The 25,984-nt window shown below is 37.1% G+C and carries 25 protein-coding genes; 13 read left to right on the top strand and 12 right to left on the bottom strand.

All coding sequences use genetic code 11. The features are described from left to right. Window positions 1–149 precede the first annotated feature (149 nt). Window positions 150–1,247 (top strand): glycosyltransferase family 4 protein, encoded by a 1,098-nt coding sequence (locus AC27G3_RS04915; protein ID WP_487119344.1) that lies wholly within the window; start codon window positions 150–152, stop codon window positions 1,245–1,247. A 109-nt stretch (window positions 1,248–1,356) separates the two neighbouring features. Here AC27G3_RS04915 and tolC read toward each other — a convergent pair whose 3' ends face one another. Then, window positions 1,357–2,700, bottom strand: coding sequence for an outer membrane channel protein TolC (tolC, locus tag AC27G3_RS04910; RefSeq protein WP_487119342.1), 1,344 nt, complete (start codon window positions 2,698–2,700; stop codon window positions 1,357–1,359). Between the two features lie 182 nt (window positions 2,701–2,882). Here tolC and AC27G3_RS04905 point away from each other — a divergent pair, with 182 nt between their 5' ends. From AC27G3_RS04905 to AC27G3_RS04855, 11 genes are all read left to right on the top strand, one after another. After that, window positions 2,883–3,542 (top strand): NUDIX domain-containing protein, encoded by a 660-nt coding sequence (locus tag AC27G3_RS04905; protein WP_487119341.1) that lies wholly within the window; start codon window positions 2,883–2,885, stop codon window positions 3,540–3,542. A 13-nt stretch (window positions 3,543–3,555) separates the two neighbouring features. Continuing rightward, on the top strand, window positions 3,556–4,056 hold the full coding sequence (locus AC27G3_RS04900) for a DUF1249 domain-containing protein (protein ID WP_487119339.1): 501 nt from the start codon (window positions 3,556–3,558) through the stop codon (window positions 4,054–4,056). A gap of 79 nt (window positions 4,057–4,135) precedes the next feature. Then, window positions 4,136–4,948 carry a metallophosphoesterase gene (locus AC27G3_RS04895; RefSeq protein WP_487119337.1) on the top strand — a complete coding sequence of 271 codons (813 nt, stop codon included), beginning with the start codon at window positions 4,136–4,138 and terminating at the stop codon, window positions 4,946–4,948. Next, a complete protein-coding gene (locus AC27G3_RS04890) occupies window positions 4,948–5,568 on the top strand; it encodes a YqiA/YcfP family alpha/beta fold hydrolase (RefSeq protein ID WP_487119335.1) in 621 nt (206 codons plus the stop codon). The genes AC27G3_RS04895 and AC27G3_RS04890 overlap by 1 nt, the downstream gene beginning before the upstream one ends. Before the next feature lie 59 nt (window positions 5,569–5,627). Further along, window positions 5,628–7,517, top strand: coding sequence for a DNA topoisomerase IV subunit B (gene parE, locus AC27G3_RS04885; protein ID WP_487119333.1), 1,890 nt, complete (start codon window positions 5,628–5,630; stop codon window positions 7,515–7,517). 141 nt (window positions 7,518–7,658) lie between these two features. Next, window positions 7,659–9,578, top strand: coding sequence for a diguanylate cyclase (locus AC27G3_RS04880; RefSeq protein WP_487119331.1), 1,920 nt, complete (start codon window positions 7,659–7,661; stop codon window positions 9,576–9,578). Next, entirely contained in the window at window positions 9,578–10,807 is a 1,230-nt protein-coding gene (locus AC27G3_RS04875; protein ID WP_487119329.1) for a GGDEF domain-containing protein, read from the top strand. Before AC27G3_RS04880 ends, AC27G3_RS04875 begins: the two co-directional genes overlap by 1 nt. Window positions 10,808–10,966: 159 nt before the next feature. Then, window positions 10,967–13,258 (top strand): DNA topoisomerase IV subunit A, encoded by a 2,292-nt coding sequence (gene parC / locus AC27G3_RS04870; RefSeq protein ID WP_487119327.1) that lies wholly within the window; start codon window positions 10,967–10,969, stop codon window positions 13,256–13,258. Between the two features lie 381 nt (window positions 13,259–13,639). Beyond that, window positions 13,640–13,921 carry an OadG family transporter subunit gene (locus tag AC27G3_RS04865; protein ID WP_487119325.1) on the top strand — a complete coding sequence of 94 codons (282 nt, stop codon included), beginning with the start codon at window positions 13,640–13,642 and terminating at the stop codon, window positions 13,919–13,921. A gap of 8 nt (window positions 13,922–13,929) precedes the next feature. Then, window positions 13,930–15,705: a sodium-extruding oxaloacetate decarboxylase subunit alpha gene (oadA, locus tag AC27G3_RS04860; protein WP_487119323.1), complete on the top strand. Its 1,776-nt coding sequence runs from the start codon at window positions 13,930–13,932 to the stop codon at window positions 15,703–15,705. A 9-nt stretch (window positions 15,706–15,714) separates the two neighbouring features. Then, the gene (locus AC27G3_RS04855) at window positions 15,715–16,845 is read left to right on the top strand and encodes a sodium ion-translocating decarboxylase subunit beta (RefSeq protein ID WP_487119321.1); all 1,131 of its coding nucleotides are present in this window, start codon (window positions 15,715–15,717) and stop codon (window positions 16,843–16,845) included. Between the two features lie 103 nt (window positions 16,846–16,948). Here AC27G3_RS04855 and AC27G3_RS04850 read toward each other — a convergent pair whose 3' ends face one another. The 9 genes from AC27G3_RS04850 to AC27G3_RS04810 form a co-directional block, all read right to left on the bottom strand. Continuing rightward, window positions 16,949–17,269, bottom strand: coding sequence for a DUF6122 family protein (locus AC27G3_RS04850; RefSeq protein ID WP_487119384.1), 321 nt, complete (start codon window positions 17,267–17,269; stop codon window positions 16,949–16,951). 31 nt (window positions 17,270–17,300) lie between these two features. After that, window positions 17,301–17,957: a pyridoxamine 5'-phosphate oxidase gene (gene pdxH, locus AC27G3_RS04845; protein ID WP_487119319.1), complete on the bottom strand. Its 657-nt coding sequence runs from the start codon at window positions 17,955–17,957 to the stop codon at window positions 17,301–17,303. Between the two features lie 114 nt (window positions 17,958–18,071). Then, a complete protein-coding gene (locus AC27G3_RS04840) occupies window positions 18,072–18,251 on the bottom strand; it encodes a PA3496 family putative envelope integrity protein (protein WP_487119317.1) in 180 nt (59 codons plus the stop codon). Window positions 18,252–18,411: 160 nt separating this feature from the next. After that, on the bottom strand, window positions 18,412–18,999 hold the full coding sequence (locus AC27G3_RS04835) for a cytochrome c3 family protein (protein WP_487119315.1): 588 nt from the start codon (window positions 18,997–18,999) through the stop codon (window positions 18,412–18,414). 12 nt (window positions 19,000–19,011) lie between these two features. After that, entirely contained in the window at window positions 19,012–19,503 is a 492-nt protein-coding gene (locus tag AC27G3_RS04830) for a nitrate reductase cytochrome c-type subunit (protein WP_487119313.1), read from the bottom strand. Window positions 19,504–19,512: 9 nt separating this feature from the next. After that, complete coding sequence (gene napA, locus AC27G3_RS04825) at window positions 19,513–22,011, bottom strand: nitrate reductase catalytic subunit NapA (protein WP_487119311.1); 2,499 nt, start codon at window positions 22,009–22,011, stop codon at window positions 19,513–19,515. 49 nt (window positions 22,012–22,060) lie between these two features. Beyond that, a complete protein-coding gene (locus AC27G3_RS04820) occupies window positions 22,061–22,372 on the bottom strand; it encodes a chaperone NapD (RefSeq protein WP_487119309.1) in 312 nt (103 codons plus the stop codon). A gap of 13 nt (window positions 22,373–22,385) precedes the next feature. Further along, window positions 22,386–22,895: a ferredoxin-type protein NapF gene (gene napF, locus AC27G3_RS04815; RefSeq protein WP_487119307.1), complete on the bottom strand. Its 510-nt coding sequence runs from the start codon at window positions 22,893–22,895 to the stop codon at window positions 22,386–22,388. A gap of 14 nt (window positions 22,896–22,909) precedes the next feature. Then, window positions 22,910–23,089 carry a periplasmic nitrate reductase, NapE protein gene (locus AC27G3_RS04810; protein ID WP_487119305.1) on the bottom strand — a complete coding sequence of 60 codons (180 nt, stop codon included), beginning with the start codon at window positions 23,087–23,089 and terminating at the stop codon, window positions 22,910–22,912. A 208-nt stretch (window positions 23,090–23,297) separates the two neighbouring features. Between AC27G3_RS04810 and AC27G3_RS04805 the strand changes: the two genes are divergently transcribed. Continuing rightward, complete coding sequence (locus AC27G3_RS04805) at window positions 23,298–25,457, top strand: tRNA(Met) cytidine acetyltransferase TmcA (protein WP_487119303.1); 2,160 nt, start codon at window positions 23,298–23,300, stop codon at window positions 25,455–25,457. Between the two features lie 58 nt (window positions 25,458–25,515). On the opposite strand, the gene AC27G3_RS04800 is transcribed toward AC27G3_RS04805, so the two are convergent. After that, the gene (locus AC27G3_RS04800; RefSeq protein ID WP_487119301.1) at window positions 25,516–25,734 is read right to left on the bottom strand and encodes a hypothetical protein; all 219 of its coding nucleotides are present in this window, start codon (window positions 25,732–25,734) and stop codon (window positions 25,516–25,518) included. Next, on the bottom strand, window positions 25,725–25,916 hold the full coding sequence (locus tag AC27G3_RS04795) for a hypothetical protein (RefSeq protein WP_487119299.1): 192 nt from the start codon (window positions 25,914–25,916) through the stop codon (window positions 25,725–25,727). The genes AC27G3_RS04800 and AC27G3_RS04795 overlap by 10 nt, the downstream gene beginning before the upstream one ends. Between the last annotated feature and the right edge of the window lie 68 nt (window positions 25,917–25,984).

Raw genomic sequence — 25,984 nt, 5'->3', positions numbered from 1 at the left:
ATATTCGCTTATGGCTGTTTATCTTTGACGTTATCGCTTATTATATCTAGATTACAACGAATGATGAAAGTAGAAGCGACTATATTCAGGATAATTTTTTATCTAGCTAGTTTTTCTCGCCCACAATTGAAAAAACAGAGACGTATTTAATGGATAAACCTGTTAGCTCGGAGCTACACGAAAGCGAGATTGAATTAATTATTGGAAATTCAAATTCGAATTTTTCAGGCGTCACTTCAACCATGCTGCAAGTCTTACCTTACCAAGAAAAATTAATGCAGTTAAAAGTGATGGGAAATAAGCATCATTTATCAGATCCTTCCCAGTATATTAGCTTTTGGCAAGCAATCTTCATTGCTCGCAAACCTTTATCAAACGGAAAAATACGCATCTTTCATGCTCGAAGAGTAGATGAAATGATTCAAGCTTTGCTTTTAAAGTATCTTTTTGGTGGTAAGTTTAAAATCGTTTTTAGCTCGGCTGCTCAGCGTAAACGTTCAAAGTTTACTTTGTGGTTAACACGAAGAATGGATGCGGTTGTGGCTATGTGTAAAGCGTCAGCAAGTTATTTAGAAAAGCCACCCACCACGATTATTTATCATGGCATAAATATTGATGTTTTTACGCCTGCAAAAGACAAAGCTACAACTTGGCAAAACATTGAATTTTCGGGCAAGCCGAAAAACGTTGAGAAATACGGAATTGCAATTTTAGGCCGAGTTAGAAAACAAAAGGGCGTACACTTATTTGTTGATGCTTGTATTGAAGCACTACAGGCGAATCCTCACTACACGGCGATTATTGTTGGTTTAATCGCCCCTAGTCATAAAAAATTTGCTGCACAGTTAACTAAAAAAATTGAACAAGCAGGTTTATCTGAACGTATTGTCTTTACCGGAGAGCAAGATTTTAAAGATATTCCTAATATTTTTAGTTCTTTGTCATTGGTTGCTGCATTAAGTGACAATGAAGGCTTTGGTTTAACTGCATTAGAAGCAATGAGTAGTGGTGCTGCGGTATTAACCTCTGAAGCGGGCGCATGGCCTGAAGTGATACGAAATGGTATTGATGGCTACGTAGTTCCCATTAACGATGGGCAAGCGATAACCGATAAATTAAATAACTTGTTAGCTGAGCCGCAAAGGCTTATGCAAATGGGTGTGGATGGCCGAAAACATGTAATGGAACACTTTAGTGTTGAAAGAGAAGCGAACGAGCTTTGTGCTTTTTTTAAAGACTTACAATAATAAAGCCACTACAACAGTCTCTAAATTCAGCTTTTAGAAAAATATAAAAAGCCACTTAATAGATAAAGTGGCTTTTTAATTTTTAAGATGTAGCTGTAGAGCAAGCGAACTATTTAGCGACCATTAAGCCTTTATTGATATCAATTAGGTCTTGCTCAGTGATTGTGCCAGCAGCACGTTTTAGCGTTAATACATTTTGAATGTAAGTGTAACGTGTTTTAGACAAGTTACGTTTAGCGTTATACAAGTTTCTTGTACTATCAAGTACATCAACTATGGTACGTGTTCCTACTTCAAAACCGGCTTCTGTTGCCTCTAATGCTTTTGTGGCACTGACAACCGATTGCTCAAATGCTCGGGTTGCAGCAACGGCAGCAATAACTGTGTTGTAAGCATTACGTGTATCTCGAACTACGCTTCTATGAGTTAACGATAAGTCTTGACTAGCTAATACATAGCTTTGCTGAGCTTTATTAACAGAACTTGTCACGGCACCACCAGAATAAATTGGTACATTGACGGTAACGCCAACAGAGTAGCTGTCTAAATAAAGGTCATTATTAACAGGAATTAACGGATTTTCATTATCCGTGTTAGTACTACCATAGTTACCTTTTAAATCTAATGTTGGGTAGTGACCAGCACGAGAAATATTGATGTTTTCTTTAGCTATATCAACCGCCACTTTTTGAGAAATTAAATCTAAATTTTTCGCTTCTGCAATACCTTGCCATTCGTTAGCACTGTCTGGAGAAGGGCGAGAAGTACTGAACAAGCTAGTATCTAATACATTTAGGTTACGTGGATAAACATTGGTAATAACTCTAACTGCTTCTTCGGCAGTGTAAATGCTATTCTCAGCGATAATTTCAGAAGATACAGCACTATCGTATTGTGCCTGTGCTTCATGAACATCAGTAATTGCCGTTAATCCTACAGAATAGCGTTGTTTGGTTTGTTCTAATTGACGCTCGATGGCGACTTTTTCTGCTGTAGCAAACTCTAAATCATCTTGAGCACTTAATAAATTAAAGTAGGCTTGAGAAACACGGGTAATCAAATCTTGTTTTGCTGATTGTAACGAAATATCGCTACGGTGAGCTGCTTTTTCAGAGGTACCTAAACGTAACCAAGCGTCGTGGTGATATAGCTGCATATCTAGTTGCACGCCATAATTAGTGGTATCGGCACTGTAACCAACAGGAACACCCGTAATCGCTTGTTCTGCTTCACCAGTAGTGTAGCCACCGTAAGCATTAATTTGTGGTAATAAAACAGAACGAACCGTTTTTATATCTTCTTGAGCAATATTAAATTGTGCGATAGCTTTTAATACCACCGGATCATTTGTAATTGCTTGTTGATAAACCGTCATTAGGTCTTCAGCATGTAGATTCGTGCTGTTAGTAGCACTTGCTAATCCAATGATGAGGGCTATTATTGTTTTTTTCATGTGCGGGTAATCCCTTTCGTTTACATTTTATTTTATTACCCAGCCACTTTTTAACATGCTTTGGGTACGTTTGAGTTCTATCCTACAGTGCTTTTTAGTTTAACCAAATAAAATAAGTGTTTTGCAGTGTATACTAGTGTAACAAAATATTTTTTTTAAATCTTTCCCCAAATTAAAATACAATGATCAATAAAAGTAAATTATTAACTGGCGCAGAAAGCCTGAGCGGATTCTCGCAAGACAATATCAAAGTTCATGATATTAAGCTTGAGTTTCAAGGTTTTTTTAAATTGGAATCGTATCAAGTAAGTCACCAACTATTTAAAGGTGGCATGAGTGAGGTATTGTGCCGTGAAATTTTTGAACGCGGTGATGCCGTGGTGTTGATGCCTTATGATCCTGTGTTGGATCAAGTGATTTTATTAGAGCAATTTAGACCGGGTGTCATTCGTTCTGGGGAATCACCTTGGCTGTTGGAATTTGTAGCGGGGATGTTTAACCTCAATGAACTTCCTGAAGAAGTCGCTATTAGAGAAGCTGAAGAGGAAGCAAATTTGGTGATTAAACCAGAGAGTTTAATTAAAGTTATGAGCTATTTTTCAAGTCCTGGCGGCATGAGCGAACAAATTCATCTTTACGCGGCCTGTATTGATAGCGCTAACCTTGATGACCAACAATCGGTTTATGGTTTACCAGAGGAAGGGGAAGATATTTTAGTGCATGTCATGTCTAGAGAGGCCGCTTTGAAGTTATTGGCAGAAGAGAAAATTAACAACGCAGCAACCATTATTGGGTTACAATGGTTAGCATTAAACTACCAAACGTTACAAAGTAATCGCTAAAAGGAGCACATAAATGAGCAGTATTGCTCGAAAATATCAACCAAGTTTGTCAATGCTGATGAATTTGTGTGATACCAATTATATGTTAATGCTAAAAATTTTAGCGAACAGAGAGTGTATAGGTGAGCAACGTTGTTTTTTTATTTCTGATTTTCTATCGTATACGGTAACCGTGAAAGAAGTGACACGCTACACTTCTCTGGTCAGTATTTCCCAAGATGCCAATTTATTATTCAATATTAATCAAACATCAACTTTGACAAAGCATGCTTCAGTAATCGCAAAGCTATTTAGACCTTCAATGGTTATTCGTTTATATCATGATGCCCGAATGGCAGAAGTAGTAAGTAGCCAAGATATCAGGCAAATTAAACCGCGGTATGATTACCCGAATACAGATATGCACCACCCAGACGAGAAACAGCAAATTAATCTGTTTTTAAATGAATGGCTCCATTTATGTTTGAGGTTAGGGCAAGTAGATATTACTTTGCCATTAACAAAGTTAACTTAATCATTTTTATTGTAGTCGTGTTAAGCCGTTTAATTTTGCGTTTGCAGATTATTGTAAACTTTAATACTTAGAGGTTTTTTTGGAACATTCACTTGTTATTGCGCAAATTAGTGACAGCCATTTATTTGACCAACCGTCTGCTCTGCATTGCGGAGCTAATGTTTACCAACATTTACTGACCGTGTTGCAGGAATTAAAGCATAATTTGGACATTGATTATATTATCTTTACTGGGGATCTAAGCCAAGACCATAGTGAAGCATCATATCAACTATTTAGCCAAGCGGTTGAGCAATGTCGAATCGAAACGCCAATAATGTTTCTTAGCGGCAATCATGATGAACCGAAATTGTTAACTCAATATTTAAAGGAAGATCCTTTTACAAGCTCTAAAAATATCGAAAATCAACACTGGCAAGTTATTCTTGTGGAAAGTAAAAGTCAGGTAATACAAGGACCCGCTGGGCAAGTAGATGACACAGAATTGACTTTGTTGAAACAAAGAATTAACCCGAGTAAAAATCAGCTGATATTTATGCATCACCACCCCGTTAATGTTGGCTATTTTATCGATAGGCATGGTTTAAATAATAGTGAAAAATTTTGGTCTGTTATTGATGACTATCCCTCAATTGCCGGGGTAGCTTGTGGGCATGTTCATCGAGGTTCGACTTTAAGTAAAGCTGAAACTAAGCGAAGTGTAGATGTGTATACTTGTCCTGCTACTTCTATTCAATTTGATCCTCTTGCAGATACCGTTAAGGCACTAGAACAGGGCCCTGGCTATCGTTTATTTAATTTACAATCCAATGGACAATTGAAAACCAGCTTACATTATAGCCAAAGCAACTTCCCTCTTTTAAAAAACTCACACAAAAAAGTGATCAAATAATGTCAAAACACATTCTTTATTTACACGGATTTAATTCATCACCTTCGTCTGTTAAAGCTCAATTTACGCAACAATATTTTGCCAAAAATTATCCAGAAGTAAATTTTCATTGTCCACAAATTGCCAATAGCCCAGAAGCGGCAGTTAGTCAGCTAAATGAAATTATTAACGATATCTTGTGTACAGATGAAAATGCTCAATGGTATTTTATTGGTTCATCGTTAGGTGGTTTCTTTTCAACTTACTTAGCAGAAAAATATCAACGACCTGCAATATTGATTAACCCAGCGGTAAAACCTTATCAGTTATTGACCGAGTATCTTGGTGATCAGGTTAACCCTTATACTAATGAAGCATACAAAGTCACCGTTAACTTTATAGAGACATTAAAAAGGCTTGAACAAGACGAAATAATGAAAAATAATTACTTGCTGATGGTACAAACGGGCGATGAAGTGTTAGATTATCGTCAAGCGATAAATTTTTATCAAGATGCGAAAATTATAACGCAACAAGGTGGCGATCATAGCTTTGTTGGTTATGAACAAATGCTACCAGAGATGGCGAGCTTTTTTCATTTTACTGAACCTAACCAAGTTGAGCTTATACATAGTGTTTAATAATAAGCACGATATAAACTAACTTTACAATTAATAATAACAATTATCAGAAGTTTCTCATGACCGAAGAATATAATGCTGGATCAATAGAAGTTTTAAGTGGTTTAGACCCTGTACGCCATCGCCCTGGCATGTATACCGATACCGCTAGACCGAATCATTTAGGCCAAGAAGTTATCGATAACTCAGTCGATGAAGCACTAGCCGGTCATGCGCAAAATATCACCGTTATTCTAGATAAAGACCAGTCTTTAGAGATTATTGATGATGGCCGTGGTATGCCAATTGACATTCATCCTGAGGAGGGTGTTTCGGGTGTTGAACTTATTTTTTGTAAGCTACATGCAGGTGGTAAATTTTCAAACAAAAACTACCAGTTTTCTGGTGGTTTGCATGGTGTAGGTATTTCAGTTGTTAACGCTTTATCAACGCGGGTCGATGTTACGATTCGACGCGACAGTAAAGTTTATGAAATAGCGTTCGAAAATGGCGAAAAAGTTGAAGAACTTCGTGAAACAGGAACGGTTGGTAGAAGAAATAGTGGTACGCGAGTAAAATTTTGGCCAGACGCTTCTTATTTTGATTCCCCGAAGTTTTCTACTTTAAAATTAACTCATTTATTAAAAGCAAAAGCGGTACTTTGCCCAGGGTTAACCATTAAATTTCATGATAAAAATGAAGATAAAAAATATCACTGGTGCTACGAAGCCGGATTAACTGATTATTTAAAAGAATCGGTTAAAGATTACATGAACTTGCCACAAGAGCCATTTGTTGGCAGTTTTACTTCGCAGCACGAAGCTGCAGAATGGGCTGTAACATGGTTACCTGAAGGGGGGGAAGGAATAGGTGAAAGTTACGTAAACCTTATACCAACTATTCAAGGTGGCACACATGTCAATGGTTTTAGACAAGGCTTACTAGAATCAATGCGCGAGTTTTGTGAGTTTAGAAATCTGATCCCCAGAGGCGTAAAATTAACACCTGATGATATTTGGGATAAATGTAGTTATATTTTATCGGTAAAAATGCAAGATCCTCAGTTTGCTGGGCAAACCAAAGAAAGGTTGTCATCAAGACAATGTGCAGCATTTGTAACCGGTGTGGTGAAAGATGCTTTTAGCTTATGGTTAAATGAACATACAGAGATAGCGGAGTCTTTAGCCGATTTTTGTATTTCTAATGCACAAAGACGATTACGAGCTAGCAAAAAGATTATTCGTAAAAAAATTACTCAAGGGCCTGCATTACCGGGAAAATTAACCGATTGTGGTAGCCAAGACATCCTGCGAACTGAATTATTTTTAGTTGAGGGTGACTCGGCTGGTGGTAGCGCGAAACAAGCAAGAGATCGTGAGTTTCAAGCAATTATGCCGCTTAGAGGGAAAATTTTAAATACTTGGGAAGTTGATTCTGGGCAAATATTAGCGTCTCAAGAAGTACACGATATCTCTGTTGCTTTAGGTATTGATCCTGACAGTGAAGACTTATCTGAGCTGCGTTACGGTAAAATCTGTATTCTAGCTGATGCTGACTCCGATGGTTTGCACATTGCTACTTTGTTGTGTGCTTTATTTACCCAACATTTTTTGCCTTTAGTTCAACAAGGACATGTTTATGTTGCCATGCCGCCTTTGTATCGAATTGATGTTGCTAAAGAAGTCTATTACGCCCTTGATGAAGCAGAGAAAGAAGCGATTTTAGATCGTATTGAAGCAGAGAAAAAACGCGGAAAAGTCAATGTACAACGCTTTAAAGGTTTGGGTGAAATGAATCCTCTTCAATTGCGAGAAACAACCATGGACCCCAATACCAGGCGCTTAGTTCAACTGACGGTTGAAGATCATTCTGAAATGATGGAACTCATGGATATGTTGCTCTCTAAAAAAAGAGCGGGAGATAGGAAAACTTGGCTGCAAAGTAATGGTGATCTGGCAATTGTTGACTAATTGGACAATAAAGAGTCAACTTTTAGATACAGTTGTGCCATTACAGTTATTCATCGTTTGTTTTTTAGCCTTTAATTTGCCAATAAAACGTTTATACTCGATTAATAAATTATAATAAAAATTGTTCAGAAGGTTAGGTAGTTGCTAGAACGCGTTAAATATTTAGCTATATTTTCAAGAACATTTTTAATCTGCTTAATGATGTTAATTCCTTGTAAGGCATTTGCTTTTCAAGGATTAACCCTGTCTTTTGAACAAGTAGTCTTAACTGTCGAAGCGACTAAAAATGAAAACCCCTCAGCTGCGCTTGAATTATTAATTGGTTATCAACTCGATTTAACTCAGCTAAAAATAGAACAACGTATTCAGTATTATAAATTGCTGTCTGAAATTCATGCCGAAGAAAATCTCTATTTAAAAACTAAAATTTTTGCAGATAAAGGCTTAGCTTTAGCCAAAGATTTATCGAGTCCGAGTATAGTGATTGCACAATTACTTTATGCTAAAGGATATGCATTAGAAAATTTAGGTGAAATCGCAGAGGCAGAGTCTAATTATGAAAATGGTTTAGAGCTTGCAAAATCACTTAATCAACCTAAATATATTGGTGAAGGCTTAATTAATTTGGGAGCTGTTTATTATTTAAGCGAACGCTTTGAAGCTTCAATAAAAGTTTTGAACGAAGCTTATACATTAGCTAGCCAAACAGATGATGATGAGCTAAAAGGATCGGTTAACAGTGAACTGAGCATTTTGTATTGGTATTTAGGGCAAAGAGAAAAATCATTAGCTTATCAACGTCAAGCTTACCAACACTTTTTAAATGCAGGTCAAACCTTTTATGCTTTCAATACACTCAGCGGTATTGCACAAAACTTGTCTCAACAAGAAGAATATGAAGAGGCGATTAATTTATTTAAAGAAGTGATTGATGGTGCCAAAGACATTAACAGTAAATCGTTAATGTATAGTGTTTATTCAGGAATGTCGTGGGCGCTGTTAAAGCAAAAAGAAAGCGATCCTGAGGCCTCGTATCAATATATTTTACTGGCAGGTCAGTATATTGAAGATACTGAACATCATGATGCGATGCTTTATTATTTGTTTAATAAAACGGAAATATTAAAAGAGCTTGAACGTTACGATGAAGCCCTTGATGTGTTTTTTCAAGCTAATGAACTACTAAAACATCCGACGCTACCACAATATAAATGGTTTTCCATTTACACGTTGATATTAAAATCAGAAATTTTGCACGCGTTAAGTCGCCACGAAGAAGCGTATCGTTTGATTTCTGATGTTATTGAAAAAGTAAAAGTAATTCGCAGAGAAGAAAACTTACTTGCCATTGATGACTTGCGATTACGTTATGAAAGTGAACAAGCTGATTTGCTAAATGAAATTCTTGTACAAGAGAAAACATTACGCACACTCGAATTAGCTGAGGCTGACAGAGCCATGAGTGAGCAACGAGGTTATTTACTTATTATCGCTTTACTTGCATTAATATTAGCTTGGGTCGTCATTAAGCTCGTTTATGGACAAGAGTTTTTATTAAAAGCGAGTCGAACTGATAGCCTAACAGGCGTGTTCAATCGTCGCCATACAATGCAACTTGCAAGTCAAATGTTTAAACGGGTCAAGCAAAGTAGCTCTTCTATGTGTGTGTTTATGATTGATGTTGATCACTTTAAAGTGATCAATGATAAGTGCGGTCATAGTGTAGGCGATAAAGTGCTAAAAGAAATAGCGGATCAAATTAATAGTAGCATGCGAACATCAGACATTTTTGGTCGATTTGGTGGTGAAGAGTTTGTTGCTTTTCTTCCTAATACCTCGTTAGAGAAAGGACTTAAAATTGCTGAAAGGTTACGGTTGTATATTTATCAGCACCAGTGGCCATTTGAAGAAGTAGGTACCGTATCAGTCAGTATTGGCGTGAGTGTTTTTGATGAAAGTGTTTCGTTAAATAAAGGCGATAGTTTGGATGGCCTACTTAGAACTGCAGATGTCAAATTATATTTAGCCAAGCAAGAAGGAAGAAATAAGGTGTGCAGTTAATGAACGCTAAATCTCTTTTATTTATTATGCTTTTTTTCGTGGGCAGTATTGTTGTATTTGCTCAAGAAGCTCCTCAGTCTATTGAGTTGTCTCAGGCTTATGCAATAGATAAGCGATTGACGGTGTTGCTTGCGTTAAAAGAAAGTAATCCTGAAAGAATTGCCAAGCAATTACCACCAATATCGCAAGAAAGTGGCAATTTTAATGCAGCTGAAAAATACTTACTTTTGTTGTTAGAAGCTATTGTCAGTGCGCATAACAATAATTTTGAACAAGCGATTAATTTGATTAATCGTGCACACGAATTTGACAAAGATATTTCAAAAAAACAATTAAACACCCCTTTATTTTCGCAATCTTATTTAGAACTTGCCAAGAATTATGTTGCGCTAAAGAATTATAAACAAGCTTATATTGCTAAGAAAACGTATTTTTCTAGTATGCAAAACTTTACTTGGGATGAGCATGATAAAAAAGTTGAGTTGTTAAATAAAAAATATAAAACTGAAAATAAAATTCAACAAAATGAAGTACTCGTTAATCAAAGTAAATTGAAAAAACTCGAGCTTAAAGAGTCTGTACAAAATCAAAACTTACAGCAAATTAATACCTTTTTAATTATTGTGACTATCGGTATTTTTTTGTTTATTTGTTTTCGACAACTAAAACTTAGAAAAAAGTTAATTAAACAAGCTAAAACAGATGGTTTAACACAGTTACCCAATCGTCGGTTTTTATTTGAAGAAGGTAAAGAGCTCGCCACCATTTTTATTGAGGAAAATCTGAATTTCAGCCTTATTGTTGTCGACGTTGACGACTTTAAACAGATTAATGATAACTATGGCCACGAAGTAGGTGATAAAACTCTTCAACAAATCGCTATATTGGGTAATGAAGTGATGCGCAGTCGCGATGTATTTGTTCGCTTAGGAGGGGAAGAATTTGTTGCTATGCTGCCTGATACAACACTTGATGAAATTAAAGCTGTATCTGAGCGTTTAAGAGAAAAGGTAGCTGAGTATGATTTTTCGCAAGTGGGAATTAAAGAGTCTTTATCTGTCAGTATTGGTGTCGCGATAAACAAGCAAGAGGTAACTCACTTTGAAGAGTTATTACACAATGCTGATTTAGCAATGTATCAAGCAAAATCTCATGGTAAAAATCAGGTAGTGATTTTTGATGAATCTATGAGCAGAATATCAAACCATATTCAGCGTTCTACTCAGTAAAGTCGTAATTTTACTTTTATTTTGTTGATTAGACAACAGAGCTATTTTTTCCCCGCGAATAATCGTATAAGCTAAGCGTTAGTCATCATTACTACGCTACAATTTGGCGATAATAATAAAATAATATCAACTTAGTTACTTCATTAGGAAAATCATTTCATGTCTGATGTGCTCGAATATAGTCTTGACGGTATCGAACAGAAACCTTTACGACAGTTCACCGAAGAAGCTTATTTAAACTACTCTATGTATGTCATCATGGATAGAGCATTGCCACATATTGGTGATGGTTTAAAACCAGTGCAGCGACGAATAGTTTATGCAATGTCTGAGTTAGGTTTATCAGCCAATGCTAAATATAAAAAATCAGCGCGTACTGTTGGTGATGTATTAGGTAAGTTTCATCCCCATGGTGATTCAGCTTGTTATGAAGCTATGGTTTTAATGGCGCAACCTTTTTCCTACCGATATCCGTTGGTTGATGGACAAGGTAACTGGGGGGCACCAGATGATCCTAAATCGTTTGCAGCAATGCGGTATACCGAATCAAGGTTGTCTCGCTTTAGTGAGGTTTTATTATCTGAGTTAGGGCAAGGTACTGTTGATTGGAGTCCCAATTTTGACGGTACAATGAAAGAGCCCCGCATGTTACCTGCGCGTTTACCTCATATTTTACTTAATGGGATCACTGGCATTGCTGTAGGCATGGCAACGGATATTCCGCCTCATAATGTAAGAGAAATAGCCAAAGCTTGTGTGCACTTAATTGAGCAACCTAAATCAGAACTTATTGATTTATTAGAGTTTGTCAAGGGGCCTGACTACCCAACTGACGCTGAAATAATTACGCCAAAAACTGAAATTGAAAAAATATATCAAACAGGGCGTGGCAGCATTAAGATGCGCGCAGTGTATGATATCGAACAAGGCGAAGTTGTTATTAGTTCTTTGCCTCACCAAGCTGCTGGTGGCAAGATTCTTGAGCAAATAGCTAATCAAATGCAGGCTAAAAAACTGCCGATGGTTGTTGATTTACGTGATGAATCTGATCATGAAAACCCTACTCGCCTAGTAATAGTACCTCGTTCAAACCGCGTTGATATTGAACAGTTAATGCAACACTTATTTGCAACAACAGATCTTGAGAAAAGCTATCGTGTTAATTTGAACATGATAGGTTTAGATAATCGTCCAGCGGTAAAAGATTTAAAAGGTATTTTAACTGAATGGTTAGAATACCGTCGTGAAACTGTTCGTCGACGTTTACAGTATCGTTTAGATAAAGTATTAGCACGTATACATATTTTAGATGGATTACTAATTGCCTACTTAAACATTGATGAAGTTATCGAAATTATTCGTAATTACGATAAACCCAAAGATGAATTAATGTCGAGATTTGATCTATCTAGCATTCAAGCAGAGTCTATTTTAGAAATAAAGTTGCGCCAACTTGCTAAATTAGAAGAAATTAAAATCCGGGCTGAACAAGATGAATTGAATGCAGAAAGAGAGCACCTAGAGAAACTATTAGGCTCTAAAGCCCGCATGAACACGTTAATGAAAAAAGAAATTTTAGAAGCTGCTGAACTGTATGGTGATGAGCGCCGTTCGCAAATTGTCGAGCGAGGAGAAGCTAAAGCACTATCAGAAAAAGACTTGGTGCCTAGTGAGCCTGTTACTGTTGTTGTATCTGACAAAGGTTGGGCCCGTTGTGCTAAAGGACATGATATTGAACCGGTTAGTTTAAGTTATAAAGCTGGCGATGAATATTTATGTTCAGCCAAAGGGCGTAGTAATCGCCCTGTGGTGTTTATTGACACTTCTGGGCGTGCCTATGCTACAGATGCGCATACCTTACCTACAGCAAGGAGTCAGGGAGAACCATTAAGTGGACGCTTTAACTTATCACAAGGAGAAATTTTTACCAAAGTCTTAATGGCTGATGATGAGTGTAGGTATTTATTAACAAGTGATGCTGGTTACGGTTTTATTGGTAGTTTTGCCGATATGGTGAGTAGAAATAAAAACGGTAAAGCGCTATTAAGCTTGCCTGCATCTGCAAAAGTGATGACGCCTCAAATTGTGAGTGATTTAGAATCTCAACTATGCTTAGCTATTACCACAGAAGGGCGTATGCTAGTGTTTCCAATTAAGGATTTACCAGTATTAAGTAAAGGTAAAGGGAATAAGATCATTAACATTCCATCTGCTCGAGCAAAAGCCAGAGAAGAATATGTTACTTTAATTCACGTGATATCACCTACTGATGGAATAACATTGCACGCTGGTAAACGCAAGCTTACGTTGAAAGCGAGTGATATTGAACATTATCGTGGCGAACGAGGCCGCAGAGGCAATAAATTACCTAGAGGTTTACAGCGAGTAGATCGTATTGCTATTGAATCTGTCGCAACTGAACCTTCAACCGATATACCTGAAACAGAGTAATACCATAATTAACAAAAGTTGAGCAGTTAAGCGTTCAACTTTTGTTATCCTCTCATTTCATTGACCTTTACCTACAATTCAATTGAACGCTTTTTATACTTCGTGTGAATTTTTATTCATAGATTATGCATCAAAACGACATTGTAATATATTGTATCCCATTCCTTTTTAATACTCTCTAATCCCCGATATTCACGAATTCAATTATGTATACAATATTAAAAAAGACTAAAATAGCCTGAATTTTTATATAAAAAGACTGAATAAGGTGTTTTTTGATGTTGACTTAAAATTATTTATCTGAAACAGCTAAAATATATTTGCTTTTTAGTTATTGGAGTGATTATTCTAATTATATAAATTTTTTAAAGAGATAATTTGATGGGACACTTAAACCAATTATTTTTAGAAGCTGGTGCATTATTATTAACCGGTATGGTATTTGTTTTTGTGTTTTTAGGTTTAATGGTTGTTTTTATAAATACCGTTTTAGCTAAACTAGCAATAACATTCCCAGACGCTGTTGTCCAAACAAGACCACAGCGTGTGACAAAGAAAAAAAACAATGTCACTGACGGTGTTTCACCTCAGGTTGTCGCTGCAATAAGTTCAGCTGTAGCACAGTATCGACAGCAAAACCCTCAACAAAAGAGCAATAAATAGGAATAATCATGACAAAACCATTAGGTATTACTGAAGTTGTTTTAAGAGATGCACATCAGTCACTTTTAGCAACACGCCTTCGTTTAGAAGATATGTTACCTATCGCTCCTGCGTTAGATGATATTGGGTTCTGGTCTATTGAGTCATGGGGTGGTGCTACTTTTGATTCTTGTATTCGTTATCTTGGCGAAGATCCATGGGAACGTTTACGTGCATTGAAAAAAGCAATGCCAAAAACAAAGCAACAAATGTTATTCCGTGGACAAAACATTTTGGGCTATCGTCACTACGCTGATGATGTTGTTGAAAAATTTGTTGAGCGTGCTCACGTAAATGGTATTGATGTTTTCCGTATTTTTGATGCAATGAATGATGTTCGCAATTTAGAAACCTCAATTAAAGCGGCAGTTAAAGTTGGCGCTCATGCGCAAGGCACCTTAAGTTATACTGAAAGTCCTGTTCATACGCTAGAAGGTTGGTTGACTATGGCCAAACAACTAGAAGATATGGGTGCACATTCATTATGTATTAAAGACATGTCAGGTTTGTTAAAACCTTATGATGCAGCTGAACTAATTGGCCGATTAAAAGAGAGCGTATCATTGCCTATTGCACTGCATTGTCATGCTACAACAGGTTTAAGTATTGCCACGCATATGAAAGCAGTTGATGCCGATGTTGATGTTATTGATACCGCTATTTCATCTATGAGTATGACGTATGGTCATTCACCAACAGAAACAGTAGTTTCAATGGTTGAAGGCTCTGCTCGAGATACGGGTTTAGATATGGCAAAACTTGCTGAAGTTGCCACTTATTTTCGTGATGTACGTAAAAAATATGCCAAGTTTGAAGGCAGCTTAAAGGGTATTGATGCTCGAATTTTACTCGCTCAAGTACCTGGTGGCATGTTAACTAACATGGAAATGCAACTTAAAGAACAAGGCGCCGCTGATAAGTTAGATGAAGTACTTACTGAAATACCTAAAGTGCGAAAAGATTTAGGCTATATTCCTTTAGTGACACCTACATCGCAAATTGTTGGTACACAAGCGGTATTGAACGTTTTAACTGGTGAACGTTATAAGTCGATCACTAAAGAAACAGCCGGTGTGTTAAAAGGTGAGTATGGCGCTACTGCAGATAAAGTTAATGCAGATTTGCAGTCTCGGGTATTAGATGGCGCAGAAGCAATCACTTGTCGACCTGCTGATTTAATTGATCCTGAAATGGATAAACTTACACAAGAACTAAGCTCACTAAGCGCTGAGAAAAGCATTTCACTTGCCGATGAGTCGATTGATGATGTATTAACTTATGCATTATTCCCGCAAATTGGTTTGAAATTTTTAGAGAATCGCAATAACCCTGCTGCTTTCGAGCCTGCACCAACGGGTGAAGAAACAGTTTCAGCTCCAAAATCGGCTCCATCGTCAACTGAACCTTGTAATTATGCGGTAAGTGTTGATGGTAAGGTGTTTGATGTTGTTGTGGCTCCTGGTGGTGAAATTAGTCAAATTAGTCAACCAACAACTGGCAATACAGCTAAGCCATCTTCTTCCGCATCAGCATCCGAAGCATTGAACGCTCCTTTAGCAGGTAATATTTTTAAAGTTCTAGTAAATGAGGGTGATCATGTTGAAGCAGGTGAAGTGGTTATCATTATGGAAGCTATGAAAATGGAAACTGAAATTCGTGCTGCTAGTGCTGGAGAAGTAACAGCCTTGCATGTTAAAGAAGGTGACTCAGTTGCCGTTGGTCAAGCTTTATTAAGCTTAGGATAAGAGTTCACGATGGAAGCATTACAAAAATTATGGTTATCAACCGGCTTAGCTAATTTTGAGTCTGGTCAAGTTATTATGATGGCAGTGGGTTGCGGGCTTCTCTATCTTGCCATAGCACGTAACTTTGAACCGCTATTATTATTACCTATGGGGTTTGGCGCAATTTTAACCAATATCCCAGAAGCTGGGTTTTCTGAAGCTGGCGGATTTTTATATTATATTTATCATGTTGGTATTGAAACGGGCATTTTCCCTTTAATAATATTTATGGGCGTGGGTGCAATGACTGATTTCAGTGCACTAATTGCTAACCCTAAAACATTGTTTTTAGGGGCGGCAGCGCAAGCCGGTATATTTGCCACTTTATTTGGCGCAATTGCGCTCAATGTAGTGCCAGGTATTGAGTTTACCTTAAAAGATGCATCGGCTATTGCCATTATAGGTGGAGCAGATGGACCAACGGCTATATTTCTAGCAACTAAATTGGCACCAGAGTTACTTGGGGCAATTGCTGTGGCAGCATACTCTTATATGGCGTTAGTGCCAATTATTCAACCACCAATAATGCGTGCATTAACATCAGAAAATGAACGTAAGATTGAGATGGCACAATTAAGACCTGTAACTAAAGTTGAGAAAGTTGTTTTTCCTCTAGCAGTTTTACTGATGGCGATTTTCTTTTTACCTGCGGCAACACCGCTTGTAGGTATGTTTTGTTTAGGTAATTTAATGCGTGAATGTGGCGTGGTTGACCGTTTAAGTAACACAGCTCAAAACGAATTAATTAATATCACGACGATTTTCTTAGGTCTAGGTGTTGGTTCAAAACTAAGTGCCGAAGCTTTTTTAAACGTTGAGACATTAGGTATTCTTGGTCTTGGTGCTGTGGCGTTTTCAATTGGCACTGCATCAGGGGTATTAATGGCTAAAACTATGAATAAATTCTCTAAGGTGCCCGTTAATCCACTTATTGGCGCGGCAGGGGTTTCTGCTGTACCCATGGCGGCTCGTGTGGCGAATAAAGTTGGCTTAGAGTCTAACCCACATAACTTCTTATTGATGCATGCGATGGGACCTAACGTAGCAGGTGTTCTTGGTTCTGCCGTAGCAGCAGGTATTTTATTAGCGCTTGTTGGTTAAATACGCCAATTAACGTTAAATGCTAGATAATAATGAAACGGGAAGCTATTTGCTTCCCGTTTTTTTTCGCTACTAAACAGTAAAATATAAGTGTGGATAGTAGTTAAAAGGTATGAGACCAAACACCTTGATTAACAAAACAGTCTATTGAATCTAATGCCATATGAATAATTAACCCTAACCCTAGGTATCTAAGTTTAGGGATAAAACAGCAAATAGTATAAAACGCGATTGCTAAGTTTTGATGAAGAGGGTGGAAACCAATGCTGCAACGAAGTGGATCATAAATCGGGGTTGCCAGTAAATGATCGACATCAATAAGCATTGTTAATATCATTAAAAAATATGCTTTTCGCCATGCTTTTTTAAAAAATAAAGCGGCGACTATCGCAGGGACAAAAAAATGAAGAAAAAGATGAAAAATGGTGAAATCCTTTTAGATTAACCCTATTAAATTATGGATTTAATTTAAACTGTGACCATGAGTTATCTGCTTGTTTTTCAAAACAAATTCTATCATGTAATCGACTAGATCTGCCTTGCCAAAATTCCATGTAGTTCGGTTTTACTTGCCAGCCTCCCCAAAATTCAGGATGAGGAACTTCGCCTTTGGGGTATTTCGCATTATAAAAATCAACTCTTTGTTGAAGTTCATTTTCTTGTGTTATTTTATTACTTTGCTTTGAAGCCCACGCGCCAATTTGGCTACCACGATCACGGCTATGAAAATACGCTTTAGATTGAGCTAGAGGTACTTTTTCAACAGTTCCTTCAATTCGTATTTGTCTTTGTAAAACATTCCAATGAAACAGTAACGCTACTTTATTATTTTCAGTTAAGTTTTGGCTTTTTCGACTAGCGTAGTTTGTATAAAAGATAAAGCCATCATTATTGTATTCTTTGAGCAAGACCATCCGAGAGCTTGGTTGTCCATTGGTACCACAACTACTTACGGACATAGACTCAGGCAACAATATGCCTGACTTATTGGCTTCTTCAAACCATTGTTCAAAAAGAGGTAAAGGTTGAGCATTTTCTGGAATTTTAGGTAGAGGTAAAGCGACCCCTTGTCCAAAGGTTAATAAACAGCGGAGCTTTTCGAGTAAAGTCATAATTTTGAGTTAAAAATATTTCTAATATAACTATATTACCAGTTCTTATTGAAAAAGTAGTTGGCTTTTAACGCCTTTATTTCGTGATCGTTAACGGGTAATCAAATAAAAACTTTATAACGTCCAATCATCTGTTTCATCTAACAGTTTTTTTAACCTTTTTTGCTCGAGTAATTCATCTATACGTCTATGTATTTTTGAATTTTTCTTTGCTTGGTTTCCTGTAGCAAGATCTTTGTCATAATCGGGGGGATCAATAATCAATTTAGGATCGCTTGTAAAGTTGTTGCTCATACCTACCTCCTTCACTCTTTTATAAATTGAAGATAGGCAAAGATAGGTTTTTTTACAAATTATTTAAGATGAAATTTATGAAGAAATGGCATTCGTTAAAATAAAAAAAAGCACTCGATAAATTGAGTGCTTTTATGTTTTTTAATTGATTAAACAGTAATTACCAGCCTTCTATTCCTTTCATATCCGGCAGATGATGAGCAATACCTTTATGGCAATCAATACAAGTTTTTTCGCCGTTAGCTAGTGCGCCTGAATGCTGATTGGCCGCACGTTCACTTTGTTCAGTAAAGTCCATGTAATCAAAGTTATGACAGTTTCTACACTCTAATGAATCATTGGCTTTTAATCGCGTCCATTCATTTTGAGCTAAACGAAGACGATGGGCTAAGAATTTTTCACGTGTATTGATGGTGCCAAAAATTTTCCCCCAAACTTCTTTCGAAGCTTGCATTTTACGAGCAATTTTATCTGTCCATTTATGTGGAACATGACAATCTGGACAAGTAGCACGAACACCCGAGCGATTGGTAAAATGAATCGTCGATTTTAACTCTTCATAGACGTTATTTTCCATTTCATGACATGAAATACAAAACTCTTCGGTATTAGTTACTTCTAAAGCTGTATTAAAACCACCCCAAAAAATAATTCCGGCAATAAAACCGCCAATCACTAAAAAGCCTAAACTGTAATAACCACTGGGTTTAGTAAGTGTTTGCCAAGTTAATAATAAAAGTCTTTTCATAATCGTTCGACCTTAATGTTGTGGTTTATTTTCAGGTTTTTGCTTCATTAGACTGTGCATATCAATGAAAGTATTTTCAACTAAAGGCTTAGCATCAAGTTGAGTGACATGACATTGATTACAAAAATAACGACGCGGTGATATTTCTGCTAAGAAATTTCCATCACGATTCATGTAATGAGTCACACTTACCATAGGCGCTTGTGATTCTTCTGTGCGATGACGAGAGTGACAAGACATACACTTATTGTTGTTTTTGTTCACTTCATAACTACGAGTAGTATGAGGAATAACAGGGGGTTGCATAGGATAATTTCGACCTTGTTTAATATCCTTATTTACCACTTTAGGAATTAAATTAGGTTCTTGTTGTTCTAGCAACTTTGTATGATCTCTAAGTGTTGCCACTTCATTATCACTTGATACCGCTGTTAATGAAAACATTAATGACATTACAGAAACAGCACCAATGATCATTGTTTTTAAGGTGAATAATTTTTTCATGATGCTCTCCTATACCTTCACTATTTTAATCGCGCACTTTTTAAAGTCAGTTTGTTTAGATAGGGGATCTGTCGCATCTAAAGTAACCTTATTAATTAGGCGGCTTGCATCAAACCAAGGCATAAACACTAGACCTTTTGGTGGCTTATTTCGGCCTCGAGTTTCTACACGGCTTTGAACTTCACCACGACGAGAAATAAGTTTTACTAGATCGCCTCTGCGCATATTGCGCGCTTTAGCATCATCTGGGTGCATGTAAACAAGGGCATCAGGTACGGCTTTGTATAGCTCTGGTACTCGTTGTGTCATTGAACCTGAATGCCAATGTTCTAATACTCGCCCCGTTGATAACCATAAGTCGTATTCTTCATCAGGTGATTCAGCTGCTGGCTCGTAAGGCAGAGCAAAGATAATTGCCTTGCCATCTTTATGACCATAAAAATCCCAATCACTACCTGCTTTTGCATATGGATCCGAGCCTTCTTTAAAGCGGCGTTTAGTTTCTTTTCCATCGACTACCGGCCAACGTAATCCGCGCTCTTGGTGGTATCTGTCATAAGGTGCCAAATCGTGGGCATGTCCTCGACCAAACGAAGCATACTCTTCAAATAATCCTTTTTGAATGTAGAAACCAAAGTCTCGTGACTCATGGTTTAAACGTTCAGCTGGTATTTCATCGGTAGAGAATTTTCCGACACTACTGTCTTTATAAAGTACATCAAATAATGATTTACCGCGTACTTCAGGCTTTTTAGCGATTAACTCTTCTGTCCACACATCTTCAACTTTAAAGCGCTTTGAGAATTCAACTAATTGCCATAAATCTGATTTAGCGCCCTCTGGAGATTCAACCATTTGATACCAAGATTGAGTACGGCGTTCAGCATTACCATATACGCCTTCTTTCTCTACCCACATTGCGGTAGGAAGAATTAAATCAGCCGCTTGAGCCGTTACCGTAGGGTAAGGGTCTGAAACGACAATAAAGTTTTTAGGGTTACGATAACCAGGGTAACCTTCTTCCATCATGTTAGCCGCAGCTTGCATGTTATTATTACATTGCACCCAGTAAAAGTTTAGTTTGCCATCTTTAAGCATGCGGTTTTGCAAAACTGCATGATAACCAGGTGTTGAAGGTACTGTTCCTTCGGGAAGTTGCCAAATTTTCTCAGCAGTTGCTCTGTGTTTAGGGTTAGCAACAACCATATCTGCAGGTAAGCGATGCGAGAATGTACCAACTTCACGTGCAGTACCACAAGCGGATGGCTGACCCGTTAAAGAGAATGGACTATTGCCTGGTGTCGATATTTTACCTGTTAATAAATGAATATTATAAACGAGGTTGTTCGCCCACACACCGCGTGTATGCTGGTTGAATCCCATAGTCCAAAATGAAGTCACTTTAACTTTTGGATCGGCGTACATTTCAGCCAACGCTTTTAACTTATGCTCAGGAACCCCAGATAATTTTGAGGTGTACTCAGCGGTATAGGTGCTGACAAATTTTGCATATTCCTTAAAATTAATTTCGGTTGACGAGCCTTTTGTTTTACCATTATTTTTGGCTTTTTGCTCTAATGGATGTTCAGGACGTAAACCATAACCAATATCGTTTTCACCTAACCTGAAGTTAGTATGTTTGTTAACAAATTCTCTATTTACACGGTCAGTTTGAATAATGTAATTGGCAATATAATTTAAGATTGCTAAGTCAGTTTGTGGCGTGAAAATCATGCCATTATCTGCGAGATCAAAACTGCGATGCTCAAAAGTTGAAAGTACTGCAACTCTTACATGTGGGTTACTTAACCGACGATCTGTTAAACGCGTCCATAAAATAGGGTGCATTTCTGCCATGTTTGAGCCCCATAGTACAAAGGCATCAGCAGCTTCTAAGTCATCATAACAGCCCATTGGCTCATCGATACCGAAAGTACGCATAAAGCCACCTACCGCTGAAGCCATACAGTGACGTGCGTTTGGATCAATGTTGTTTGTTCTAAAGCCTGCTTTCATTAACTTTAATGCAGCGTAGCCTTCTTGAACTGTCCATTGGCCAGAGCCAAACATGCCAACAGCAGTAGGGCCTTTATCCTTTAAGGTTGCTTTGGCTTTTTCTTCCATAACATCGAAAGCTTGGTCCCAAGAAATAGGAGTGAAATCCCCATTCTTGTCATATTTTCCGTTTGTCATACGCAATAAAGGGGTTGTTAATCGATCTTTTCCGTACATGATTTTTGATAGGAAATAACCTTTTACGCAATTCAGGCCTTTATTAACTGGAGATTTTATATCTCCATGGGTAGCAACAATTTTGCCATCCATCACACCGACATTAACACTACAGCCAGTACCACAAAAGCGGCATGGTGCTTTATCCCATTTTAATTTTGTCATGTCACTACTAGTGATAAGGTTTGATGCAGAAGCAGGTACACTTACTCCTGCAACAGCGGCGGCTGCAGCAATTGCATTTGCTTTAATAAATTCGCGGCGATTAATCGTCATATGCTCACCTTTTTCTCTGTGAAGAGGTCTTTGTTAGTTGTTATTTAAATTATGAATTTGTTAGTTGGCTTTCATCAACGTATTGATGATATACCGGCGATAAGTTAAGCAAGCCAGTATGGCTTTTAATTTCATCTATTCTTTTGCCAATGGATTTTTGGCTTTGTCCTTCTAAGGTAAAAACGATTTTGCCTTCTGGAGAAGTGGCATGTATCTCAGCGCCCATGGTATCTGTGATAGATTCTTTTACTTCGTTTAATCGGGTTATCTTAGCGTGGGCAACAAAACTAGCAACGTGATACTCTTCTTGCTGATTAAATTGATCACTTGATAGATTAGTTAATGCATTGTTTATTGACATACTTTTATTTTCCCTAAACATTAAAATGTGTCGTTATTACTGATGGTGGACAGCTTGATACACATGCGCCACACTGAGTACACTTATCTAAATCAATCGTCGGTTGCGGAATAACGGAAGGTTCTCCATTAACCAAGTACGAGAAATTAATAGCATTGGCTTCGCATTCATCTCGACAACTTTGACAAAAAATATTGTTCTTAGCTAAGCAGTTGTCACTAATCTCTATTGAGATTGGCCAAGGTTTTTGATTTTCAATGTGTTCGATAAAAAGCGGTTGTTCGCAACTTTGGTGGCATTTTTGACAAAAAGTACATTCTCCCAACGAAAAATCTACTCTTGGATACCCTTGTTCATCCTTAACAATAATGTCGGTTTCACAAATATCGACACAATGATTACATTGAGTACATTGGTCGATGAAAACTTGCTCACTGATTACCCAAGGTAGCCTTAACACATTGGCTTGATGTATTTTGCCTTTGAATAGTCGACGCCTTGAAGGATTAGCAATATTTTCCACTTAAAACCTCAAGGCTAAACTGATGGAGGACCAAAAATAAACATTTGGCTAAACCAAATGCTAAAGCCCAATGCACCAACAATAGCGACAGATAAAATGGGAGCTAAGAAAACCGTTAAAAAAATGAAGGAATTACGCTCATATTTCTTTTTTTGTTCGGGGGACAATTCGTCAATACTGATTTTTTTTGTCATAACGTTCTCGTATTTTGTCGGTAACTACTTTCTTTATTGGTTATTTTATTCCCTCACACTTTTTACGTTATTGATATAGATCAACTCTTATAAGAAAGATTTCAATTAACCATCTAAAGTTTAAGGGAATTTTCTATGTTTTTGAAAGTGTAGTTTAAATTTAATAAATTGCTTGATAAACTTGCTTTTTTATAGCTATTTTATTTATATGCGAACGACTTCATTCTTACCGTGGTTTAAGCAAGCTCAGCAACAGGCCAATATTAAGCAACACCGCCATCTAGTAGTGCTTGCTGGAGAATATTCATGGTCACATTCCTTATTACAACAAGTGCAACTGCTTTGCTCTGCACTTTGTTCTAATGCTCAAACTAATGTTGTCGATGAGAAATTTTATGAAGAAAATAACTGGTTAGTTTACAGCGACGTTCCGATATTTAATGCCAATGTAAATAAACAAAATTACCGGCATAAATTAGGCTCGGAAAGCCGAACAGTTGTCTTTGCTGATAGCGAATTTAATATTGATGCTTTAGCGGCATTGTCAGGGACGTTAATCGCTGGTGGTACTCTGTTTATTATCTTTCCTGAAAACCTTTTAGCAATAAAAAATAACAGTGGGGCATTTTTGCAACGCTTTATTCGTGCCATTGAACAGTCATTTACCTTATCTATTTGTGAACAAAATCAACCTTTACTTATTGATAATATTGAAAAAATATCAAAGGGCGATGCAGCGCCTTTACAGGGTGATTTTCCTTTGAGCTGTGCCTCACATGAGCAATTATTGGCTGTTCAAGCAATTGAAAAAGTCGCTACTGGACATAGAAATCGACCATTAGTATTAACGGCTGATCGTGGCAGAGGCAAGTCGTGTGCACTTGCTATCGCCTGTGCAGAAATTTTAAAAAAAGCAGTTTTACCTCAACATATACTCATTACCGCACCGCATTTACGTTCGCTAAGCCAATTTTTTAGTCAACTTAAAAAATCGTTACCAAATGCTCAACATAACTCAGGGCATGTGTTTAACGAACATGGTGTTATAGAATTTTTACCAATAGATCAAATTATAAAGCAACCGCTTAAAGCGACATTATTATTAGTAGATGAAGCTGCGGGGATCCCTATCTATTTACTCACTAAGTTACTGGATAAATTTCATCGCATAGTATTTTCAAGTACGGTACATGGATATGAAGGTGCAGGGAGAGGGTTTAGTATAAAGTTTACGGACATTTTAAACACTCGATTTAAAACATGGCGTCAAATAACGATCAATCAACCTATTCGTTGGCAAAAAAATGATCCAGTTGAAAAACTCATATTCGATACTTGTTTATTAAATGCCCAGTTACCTATGCTTTCATCTGAAAATACAAAGCAGCTAATAACAAGTGAACAACTTGATTGCCAAGTTATCACGAGTAAGATGTTACTTAAGGATGAAACACTATTAAATCAACTGTTTTCGGTGTTGGTAACCGCACACTACCAAACCACGCCAAGTGATTTAAAGTTATTATTAGATAATGCCAATATTGTCGTTTTATGTCTTTTTTATCAACGCAGTATCGTTGCCGTTACTTTATTAATGAAAGAGGGAGGCTGTACTGACAAAGAAGTGCAAGCGGTTAAAAGCTCAAGCAAACGTTTACGCAACCAATTTATTCCACAGTCGTTATTAACCCACTGTGGTATTGAACAAGCATTTTCGTATCAATACTTACGGATTATGAGAATTGCCGTCCATCCTCAATGTCAAAACTTAGGAATAGGTAGTCAATTTTTAACTCATATAACTGATTATGCCATCTCGACGTCAATGGACTTTTTAGGCTCTAGCTTTGGTTGTAATCAGCAATTACTCAATTTTTGGCTAAAGGATAATTTTCAATTAGCACGACTCGGGTTTAACCAAGATGCGGCCAGTGGTGAGTTTTCAGCGTTGATTTTAAAGCCACTTAATGATCGAGCAGAAAATCAGCAACAGATTATTTGCCAAAAGTTTTATCAATCATTTATCTATCTGTTAAGTGATGAATATCGACAAGTTGATAACAGACTTATAGGGTTAATTTTGGCTAAATGTCCGTTTGCATATTTACCTTTACTGACCCAAGAAGATGTTCAATCGGTTAAAGACTTTGCAGCCAAAGAGCGTTTATACAGCAGTTGTGCTTACAGTCTTCATTTGTGGCTACAACATCAGTTTAGAGTGGCGTTTAATAACGACTCGTTACCTATAATTGATCGTTTATTAAAAAGAATCCCAGAAAGAGAGGTTTGCGAATTACATCAATTAACAGGTAAAAAAGCACTTAACCAATTGTTAATTCAATATGTTAATAATCAACTTAACTGCTAAGCGTAAAGGTTCGTTTTAATTTATGACTTTGGTGAATTGTTTGGGTTAACTGTTTTAATTAACCACCTTTTATCACCCATTGCCAATACCTTAGCATTGAGAAATAGTCACACTTTCTGTTTGGCAGTAACATGATGTCTTCATGACTTATCAAGCGTTGAACGTAGTAATTAATCGTTTTAGCTAGTGCTAAGCTAGGGTATTGTTCATACGTTGTGATTAATACCGTTAGCCAACGTTCAATTTGGCTAAACTCTTCTGATGTTGCTATTGGCATAATTGTCCCTCGTTATGCAGACTACTGTCTAATAGCGATTGCCACAGTACCTTTTTTGCATTGTTATTTAAGCACTTACATTCACTACCATGTAACATACCTGATTGAATTAACTGGGCTAGTATCGTACCCGATAGCTCTATTTGAACACTATCAACGGATTGGGAAAGTTTTCGCTTCATCAGAAACTCCTTTATAAGATAATTTAAAAATAAATGAATTTCCCCTTAAATGCAAATGATAATTGTTA

The sequence above is a fragment of the Colwellia sp. SU-HH01217 genome, assembly GCF_057543495.1.
This window is presented reverse-complemented; position numbering and strand designations above follow the sequence as displayed.

What these genes read in the sequence shown, in the direction of transcription:
- pdxH (WP_487119319.1), bottom strand. Translation starts at nt 17,957, where the DNA reads ATGACTTTACTCGAAAAGCTCCGCTGTTTATTAACCTTTGGACAAGGG.
- AC27G3_RS04800 (WP_487119301.1), bottom strand. Translation starts at nt 25,734, where the DNA reads ATGCCAATAGCAACATCAGAAGAGTTTAGCCAAATTGAACGTTGGCTA.
- tolC (WP_487119342.1), bottom strand. Translation starts at nt 2,700, where the DNA reads ATGAAAAAAACAATAATAGCCCTCATCATTGGATTAGCAAGTGCTACT.
- AC27G3_RS04890 (WP_487119335.1), top strand. Translation starts at nt 4,948, where the DNA reads ATGTCAAAACACATTCTTTATTTACACGGATTTAATTCATCACCTTCG.
- AC27G3_RS04820 (WP_487119309.1), bottom strand. Translation starts at nt 22,372, where the DNA reads ATGTCAATAAACAATGCATTAACTAATCTATCAAGTGATCAATTTAAT.
- napA (WP_487119311.1), bottom strand. Translation starts at nt 22,011, where the DNA reads ATGACGATTAATCGCCGCGAATTTATTAAAGCAAATGCAATTGCTGCA.
- parC (WP_487119327.1), top strand. Translation starts at nt 10,967, where the DNA reads ATGTCTGATGTGCTCGAATATAGTCTTGACGGTATCGAACAGAAACCT.
- parE (WP_487119333.1), top strand. Translation starts at nt 5,628, where the DNA reads ATGACCGAAGAATATAATGCTGGATCAATAGAAGTTTTAAGTGGTTTA.
- AC27G3_RS04805 (WP_487119303.1), top strand. Translation starts at nt 23,298, where the DNA reads ATGCGAACGACTTCATTCTTACCGTGGTTTAAGCAAGCTCAGCAACAG.
- AC27G3_RS04875 (WP_487119329.1), top strand. Translation starts at nt 9,578, where the DNA reads ATGAACGCTAAATCTCTTTTATTTATTATGCTTTTTTTCGTGGGCAGT.
- AC27G3_RS04795 (WP_487119299.1), bottom strand. Translation starts at nt 25,916, where the DNA reads ATGAAGCGAAAACTTTCCCAATCCGTTGATAGTGTTCAAATAGAGCTA.
- AC27G3_RS04840 (WP_487119317.1), bottom strand. Translation starts at nt 18,251, where the DNA reads ATGAGCAACAACTTTACAAGCGATCCTAAATTGATTATTGATCCCCCC.
- AC27G3_RS04915 (WP_487119344.1), top strand. Translation starts at nt 150, where the DNA reads ATGGATAAACCTGTTAGCTCGGAGCTACACGAAAGCGAGATTGAATTA.
- oadA (WP_487119323.1), top strand. Translation starts at nt 13,930, where the DNA reads ATGACAAAACCATTAGGTATTACTGAAGTTGTTTTAAGAGATGCACAT.
- AC27G3_RS04835 (WP_487119315.1), bottom strand. Translation starts at nt 18,999, where the DNA reads ATGAAAAGACTTTTATTATTAACTTGGCAAACACTTACTAAACCCAGT.
- AC27G3_RS04900 (WP_487119339.1), top strand. Translation starts at nt 3,556, where the DNA reads ATGAGCAGTATTGCTCGAAAATATCAACCAAGTTTGTCAATGCTGATG.
- AC27G3_RS04865 (WP_487119325.1), top strand. Translation starts at nt 13,640, where the DNA reads ATGGGACACTTAAACCAATTATTTTTAGAAGCTGGTGCATTATTATTA.
- AC27G3_RS04810 (WP_487119305.1), bottom strand. Translation starts at nt 23,089, where the DNA reads ATGACAAAAAAAATCAGTATTGACGAATTGTCCCCCGAACAAAAAAAG.
- AC27G3_RS04830 (WP_487119313.1), bottom strand. Translation starts at nt 19,503, where the DNA reads ATGAAAAAATTATTCACCTTAAAAACAATGATCATTGGTGCTGTTTCT.
- AC27G3_RS04855 (WP_487119321.1), top strand. Translation starts at nt 15,715, where the DNA reads ATGGAAGCATTACAAAAATTATGGTTATCAACCGGCTTAGCTAATTTT.
- AC27G3_RS04905 (WP_487119341.1), top strand. Translation starts at nt 2,883, where the DNA reads ATGATCAATAAAAGTAAATTATTAACTGGCGCAGAAAGCCTGAGCGGA.